We start from the raw sequence: 6,430 nt of genomic DNA on the forward strand, positions 1-6,430 counted from the left end.
GTCAGCGGCGAAGCCCGTTTGCGATGCTCATCAGCTGATCGCCGGCCTGAAGCGCCTGGGCGCTGGCCGCATAGGCGCGCTGCATCAACATCAGGCCGACCATTTCTTCGGCCAGGAGGACGTTGGACGCTTCCACCGCGCCCTGCACGATCGTGCCGACTCCGTCTTCCCCTGGGACGGCCAGCACCGGCTCCACCCCCTCGGCGAGGCGATAAAGTCCCGACCCCGTCGCCTCCAGACCGGAGGCGTCCATGACCCCGACCAGGTCGATGCGGCCCAATTCGGTGCGCGTTTCATCGTCGCCCACCAAAGCCGTCACGGTTCCGTCGCGCGCGATGTGGATCCCGGAGGCGGCATCCGGAACGGTGATCAGCGCTCGCAGGGGAAGGCCGTCGGACGTCGCCAACAGCCCGTCCCGCCGGATCGACAGCGATCCTCCACGCCACAGCAGACTTTGCCCCTCCGGCCCCAGCACCTCGACGAAACCTCTCCCGTCGATGGCGATGTCCATGGCGTTTCCGCTGGCGCGGAGGTCGCCCTGATCGAAGACGACGGTGACGCCGAGGGCCGCCACCCCGGAGCCGGCGCCGAACGTCCGGGCCGACGGATCCACGGTGGACGGAGGCGTCACCATTTCGCCGAACCGCACGCGAGAGCGTTTGAAGCCCGGGGTGTTCATGTTGGTTATGTTGTTCGCCGCCACGCTCAGCGCGCGCTCCTGGGCTTTCATGCCCGCGGCGCCGATCTGAACCACGGGGTTCACTGACCCGCCTGCCCGAAAGTGGACACGGCCCGGCCCATGAGGTCGTCATAAACGTTCATGAGCCGCTGTCCCGTTTCCGCTTGGCGCACCGCCTCCATCAGCGCGATCGTCTCATCGCCGAGCGACACGTTGGAGCTTTCCAGAAAACCTTGACGGACGACGGCTTGGTCCGTGGGCGACACCTCTTCCGGCGCTGCGGTGATCAGACCGTCTGCGCCCGGTCGCGCGGCGCCCGGGGCTATGATGACGACGGCGATCCTGTCCACGACCCGCCCATCTTCCAGTATCGACCCGTCGGACGACACTTCGAAACGATCCGAAGCGACCAGGACGTCGCCGCCGCCGACGCCTTGAAGGGCTCGCCCCTGGGGATCGACGAGCCGCCCGGAAGCGTCTCTGCGCAACTGACCGTTGCGAGAAAACCCGACCTGGTCGCCGTCTCGGAGTTCAAAGAACCCCTCGCCTTCGATCGCGAAGTCGGTCGCCTGATCCGTTTGAGACAGCGTTCCCCGCTCCATAGACATGCCGCCTAGTCTGATAGGGGGCGACATCAACCCGTTTCCAGATTCAACAGCCACGGACGCATAGCTGTACTTGCGACGATAGCCGGGCGTGAGAAGGTTACTGATATTGTGCGCCGCATCTTTAGCTCGACGCTGCGAGCTGGACAATATCGTCGTCACAGATTGTATAAAATCCCCCATCCAGATTGGCTAACATCCAAAATCAATGCTCGCAAGTCCTCAGATCAATCGATCTGCACGACCCCAAACGAACGCAAGTCGATGGTCTGAGGCACCTCCGACACCGACACGACCGCCAGGCGCGGGGCGCTTCGCCGCGTGAAGGCCTTCAGATGTCGTCTCAATTCCGAGCCGCAGAGCAGGACGGGAGACAACTTTTGCGACGTCATCTGATCGATCAGGGGCATGAGCGACTTCAAAAATTGCTCTGCCGTTCGAGGATCGATCAGGAACGCGTCGGCGCCCTCGCTGCGACGCACGCTGTCCAGCAACTGCGTTTCCAGTCGAGGGGTCAGGCTCAGAACGGAAAGGGCGTCATGCGGTCCGCGCAGCTGACTGAATATGGCGCCGCCCAGTTTCTGTCGGACGCGCTCCGTCAGCTCCGCATGATCCTTGGTATGACGGCCGACGTCCACCAGCGCATCGACGATCAGGTCCATCTGGCCGATCGAGACGTTCTCGGCCAGCAGGTTCTGAAGCACCCGCTGCACGTCGGAGACCGTCATCACCGCAGGGATCAGATCCTCGACCAGTCCCGGCTGGCGTGAGCGAACGCCCTCCAGCTTGTCCACGACGTCCGACCGCGTGAGCAGCTGAGGCAGCGCGCTTCGGACGACTTCGCCGAGATGGGTCATGAGCACGGTCACCGGGTCCACCAGGGTGAAGCCCGCCGCGCGCGCGCCGTCGCGCCCCGTATCGTCGATCCAGACGCCAGGGAGGCCGAAAGCAGGATCCTTCGCCTCGATGCCTTCCAGCTGGGCGGTGGAGCCGGCCGGTCTGATCGCAAGGGTCCGGTGCGGGTGCAGCTCCCCTCTGCCGTGGCGCGCGCCGTGCAGCATGATTTCATAGCCGGCGCTGGCCACCGAATTACTGTCGATGAACGACACCGCGGGCAGCACCACGCCCAACGCCTGCTCCTCCTGCGCCCTGAGAGCGGCGATTCGATCCGTAAGGACGGGCTTCAACGCCCGCCAAGCTTCGGAGAGTTCGTGCCCCATGAGGACCGTGATCGGCGCGCTCGCCTCAGAGGACCGCTCTTGCCGAGGCGGCTCGATGGTTCCTGCCGTCAGGCTCTCCGGCCGATCGCGTCGGCGCATCGCCAGCCAACTCGCGAGCGCGAGGAGGCCGAGCAGGGCGATGGGCCATTTCGGCATGCCGGGCATCAGCAACAGCAGGCCGAGAGCTGCGGCCACGAGCAGGGAAATCCGGGGGACCGACGTGAGCTGAGCGAGGATCTCCGTGCTCAAATGGCGGTCGGCGGACGAGCGGGTGACGATCAGTCCGGTCGCCGTCGACACCACCAGCGCGGGGATTTGGGTGACGATGCCGTCTCCGATCGTGAGAAGGCTGAAGGTCTGCAGCGCGGTCAGCCAATCCATGCCCATCTGGGCCACGCCGATGATCCAGCCCGCGACGATGTTGATGAGCAGTATGATCACGCCCGCGATGGCGTCGCCCTTCACGAATTTGCTGGCGCCGTCCATCGAGCCATAAAAGGCCGCCTCTTTCTCCAGAGATTTGCGCCGCTGCTTGGCCTCGTTCTGATCGATCAGGCCCATGTTGAGATCGGCGTCGATGCTCATCTGTTGACCCGGCACCGAATCCAGAACGAATCGAGCCGCGACTTCGGAGACGCGCTGCGCGCCCGAGGTGACGACCACGTACTGCACGACCACCAGGATGAAGAAGACGACCAGTCCGACGACGAAACTTCCCTGCACCGCAAAGGCCCCGATGGCGCCGATCACGTCGCCGGCGTGGGCTTCGGTCAAAATCAGCCGGGTCGCGGCGACGTTCAAGGCCAAGCGGAAAAGCGTGGCGACCAGCAACAGTGAAGGAAAGGTCGAAAACGCGACCGGGCGTTCGACGTAGAGGGTAAGCAACAGGATGGTGAGCGCGAACGAGAAGTTCACGATGATCAGAAAGTCGAGCAGGATCGGCGGAATGGGCGCGAACAGCACCAACAGTATCGACAGGACGGCCGATACGAGGAAGAGATCCTGATTGCGGCCCAGAAGACCTCCATTCATCGCCGTTCAAACCTTCCCAGGTTTCCGACCGACGCTCAGGTAGGCGTCCGCCACGGGTCGGAAGAGGTCGTCGGGAATGGGCCGATCCAGCACCGTCGTCTGGAACAGCCGGCGGGCGAGGGACGGATCGACCATTATGGGCACTCCATAGATGAAGGCGAGGCGTCGGAGCCGCAGAGCGAGGGCATGCGACCCGCGCGAGACCACGATCGGGGCGTCCATCAGATCCGGCCGGTATCTCAGGGCCACCGCGAAATGCACCGGGTTCACCACGATCAGATCCGCCTGGCGAACGCCCCGTAGACTTTGGCTGGTGCGCGCGAACTGGCCGTGGAGATCCTTGCGCCTCTGTTTCAGGCGAGGATCGCCTTCGCGATCCTTGTGCTCGCGCTTCACGTCACGGCGGCTCATGCGCATCTTCTTCAGGAAGTCACGGCGCGCCACGATCTGATCCAGCAAGGCGACGACGGCGGCGGCGCCGGCCGCGAGGACGAACAGACTCGACGCCAGGCGTCCCATCGCGCGGCCCAGATCGGCCGCGTCGTCGATCGACGCCGTGGCCGACACGGCCTGCCGGACGACCAGGGCCGCCGCAGCGGCGTAGAGGGCCAGTTTGAGCACGCCCTTGCCGGTCTCGATCAGCATGCGGAGGCTGAAAACGCGTTTGAACCCGGAGGCCGGGTTGAGCCGACCGAAGTCGAACCGCAACGTGCGCGTCGAGAACACCGGCCCTGTCTGAAGGAACTCCAGCGCCGCCACGACCGCGAAGGTCGCTCCGACCGTCGGCAGCAGCGCCGTGACCAGCGGCAAGGCCGCGATGGCGGCCAATTCCATGAAGGCGGGCAGACCCACAAGGTCCGCATCGGTCGCCGCCAGTCCCATCGACGTTCCCCGCTGGACGGCCTCCACGATCCGTGGGCCGGCGAACCACGTCGTCGCGACCAGGCACGTGGTCACGCCCAGAAACCCCAGGTCCATCCCGCGCGCGACCGACCCTTCGCCCCTCGCCTTCTTCAACTTGAAAGTCGAAGGGGGTTCGGATCGATCCTGTTCCGAACTTTCGCTCACAGCAGAAGCACCGGGAGCGATTCCAGGGTCAGCGACGCCAATCGCGCCAGCAGGGCGGTCGTCACGCCCAAGGTCAACGGCATGACCAGCATCAGGATCAGGGTCTTCACCTGGAAGCCGAGAACCAGGACGTTCATCTGCGGTGCGGTGCGCGACAGCAGCGCGATGCCGACGTCGGCCAAAAACAGCGCCAGGACGGCTCCTCCCGCCACGCCCAGACCGGTCGTGAAGGTCGCGCCGAGCAGGGCGGCCAAGGGGCCGATCCCGCTGGGCGTCGCGGTTCCGCCGATCGGCACGGTCTCCAGTGTGGCGGCCATGATCCGCACCAGTTCGAGATGGCCGTTCATGGCGAAGAACACGGCGCCCGCAGCATAGATGTAGATGGTGCCGAGCAGCGGCGTCTGCGACCGGGTGGTGGGATCCAGCAGCGCCGCCAGACCGAACCCCACCTGAATGTCCACGACACGACCGGCCGTCTGTATGGCCGCGAACGCGACCTGAAGAGCCAGGACGAAGGTCAGCCCGACGGTCAGTTCGCCGCCCGCCGCGACCGCCAGCGCCCCGGCTGACCCCGGCAGTTCCGGTGGGGGCAGGGCGGCGGCCATCAGACCGCTCAGACCCAGGCCCAAAAGCAGCCTGACCAGGGCGGGCACGGCGACCAGCGTGAATGGAGGCGCGAACGCCAGGACGGGCCCGACCCGAAGGCTCAGCAGCCAGGCCGTTTCGATCCAGGCCGTGAAAGCCTCCGTCCCCGCGATCATCCGATGGCCGGGATCGTGCGGATCGCCTCCACCGCGAAACTGGTCATCCGCTCGATCATCCAGGGTCCGATGGCGATCAAGACCAGCACGGCGGCCAGCAGTTTGGGAATGTGGCTCAGCGTCATTTCCTGGAGCTGGGTCGCCACCTGCAAGATGCTGATGACCAGGCCCACGATCATGACCACGGCCACCACCGGCAAGGCGATGGTCAGGACCGCCCACAGCATCTGGTTGAGCAGGCTCAACGACTGATCCGCGCCCATGACCGCTTCCTCCCCGACGCGGGAGATCACGTGAGGTGGGGGGAGAATGCAAGAGGGACTTGTGCGGTCGGGCGTTCCCATGGCGGAACGGGGTGGGGGTGAGGGGCGCGGCCTGGGCGCGGGCGGCCATGGCGCCGAGGTAGGTGGAGGTGTAGTCGCCGTTGTTGGTGACCTCGCCGATGCGGGCCCCGTTGAAGTGCCACCAGCGGTCCATGGGATCCTGATGGGTCGTGTCGTCCTGCTCGGTGCGGCGCAGCACCTGGCCCTGGGCGTCGGTGACGAAGGTCACGGTGCGGTCGCGGTCGTCGTCGATCGTGACGGTCTTCACCCGGCCGTTGGCGTCATGGACGAAGGCGGAGGCATGCAGGGCGTTGGAGCCGGAGCCGGTGTCGGCGTCGCGCGTGATCAGCGTCAGCCGGGCCTCGTCGCCCCAGGCGTGGGCATAGGTGGTCGAGGTTCCGGCCAGGGGGGTGGTGGAGCCCCCATGGGGCCAGGCGTCGCGGGTGCCGGAGGTGGTGACCCCGGTCACCACCCCGCGCCAGGCCCCGCCCTCCAGATAGGAGTAGGTGGAGGTCTCGGTGCGGAAGTGGGCGTCGGTGTTGGTCCACGGATCGTCGTCGACGTAGGTCAGGTCGGTCTGGCTGACGACCAGGCCGGTGCGGTCGTACTGGGCGGTGCGGGTGTGGGTCTGGATCTGGGGCGCGTCGGCCCGCACGCGGGAGGTCTCCCAGCGCGAGACCAGCCGCCCGACCGCGTCGCGCACGTCGTGCGAGCGCCAGTCCACCGCCGGACGCACCACGGC

General features: G+C 66.1%; 6 protein-coding genes. All 6 read right to left on the reverse strand.

Going from position 1 to position 6,430, the window contains the following annotated elements:
* Position 1 precedes the first annotated feature (1 nt).
* The 6 genes from VGN45_RS08530 to VGN45_RS14670 all read right to left on the reverse strand — a co-directional run bounded on the left by VGN45_RS08530 (position 2) and on the right by VGN45_RS14670 (position 5,709).
* Positions 2 to 763, reverse strand: a complete 762-nt coding sequence (locus VGN45_RS08530) for a flagellar hook-basal body complex protein (RefSeq protein ID WP_327461393.1) — start codon at positions 761 to 763, stop codon at positions 2 to 4.
* The gene (locus VGN45_RS08535) at positions 760 to 1,446 is read right to left on the reverse strand and encodes a flagellar hook-basal body complex protein (RefSeq protein ID WP_327461395.1); all 687 of its coding nucleotides are present in this window, start codon (positions 1,444 to 1,446) and stop codon (positions 760 to 762) included. Before VGN45_RS08535 ends, VGN45_RS08530 begins: the two co-directional genes overlap by 4 nt.
* A gap of 65 nt (positions 1,447 to 1,511) precedes the next feature.
* Positions 1,512 to 3,536, reverse strand: a complete 2,025-nt coding sequence (locus VGN45_RS08540; RefSeq protein ID WP_327461397.1) for a flagellar biosynthesis protein FlhA — start codon at positions 3,534 to 3,536, stop codon at positions 1,512 to 1,514.
* Positions 3,537 to 3,542: 6 nt separating this feature from the next.
* The gene (locus VGN45_RS08545; protein WP_327461399.1) at positions 3,543 to 4,604 is read right to left on the reverse strand and encodes an EscU/YscU/HrcU family type III secretion system export apparatus switch protein; all 1,062 of its coding nucleotides are present in this window, start codon (positions 4,602 to 4,604) and stop codon (positions 3,543 to 3,545) included.
* Positions 4,601 to 5,365 carry a flagellar biosynthetic protein FliR gene (locus tag VGN45_RS14665; RefSeq protein ID WP_414643417.1) on the reverse strand — a complete coding sequence of 255 codons (765 nt, stop codon included), beginning with the start codon at positions 5,363 to 5,365 and terminating at the stop codon, positions 4,601 to 4,603. The genes VGN45_RS08545 and VGN45_RS14665 overlap by 4 nt, the downstream gene beginning before the upstream one ends.
* The gene (locus VGN45_RS14670) at positions 5,362 to 5,709 is read right to left on the reverse strand and encodes a flagellar biosynthetic protein FliQ (RefSeq protein ID WP_414643418.1); all 348 of its coding nucleotides are present in this window, start codon (positions 5,707 to 5,709) and stop codon (positions 5,362 to 5,364) included. Before VGN45_RS14670 ends, VGN45_RS14665 begins: the two co-directional genes overlap by 4 nt.
* Positions 5,710 to 6,430 lie beyond the last annotated feature (721 nt).

Origin of the sequence: Brevundimonas sp. (assembly GCF_035999125.1) — a bacterium.
GTDB lineage: Bacteria > Pseudomonadota > Alphaproteobacteria > Caulobacterales > Caulobacteraceae > Brevundimonas.

Bases quoted from the DNA above. Each gene is read 5' to 3' on its own strand.
- VGN45_RS14665 (WP_414643417.1), bottom strand. From the start codon at position 5,365: ATGATCGCGGGGACGGAGGCTTTCACGGCCTGGATCGAAACGGCCTGG.
- VGN45_RS14670 (WP_414643418.1), bottom strand. From the start codon at position 5,709: ATGGGAACGCCCGACCGCACAAGTCCCTCTTGCATTCTCCCCCCACCT.
- VGN45_RS08540 (WP_327461397.1), bottom strand. From the start codon at position 3,536: ATGAATGGAGGTCTTCTGGGCCGCAATCAGGATCTCTTCCTCGTATCG.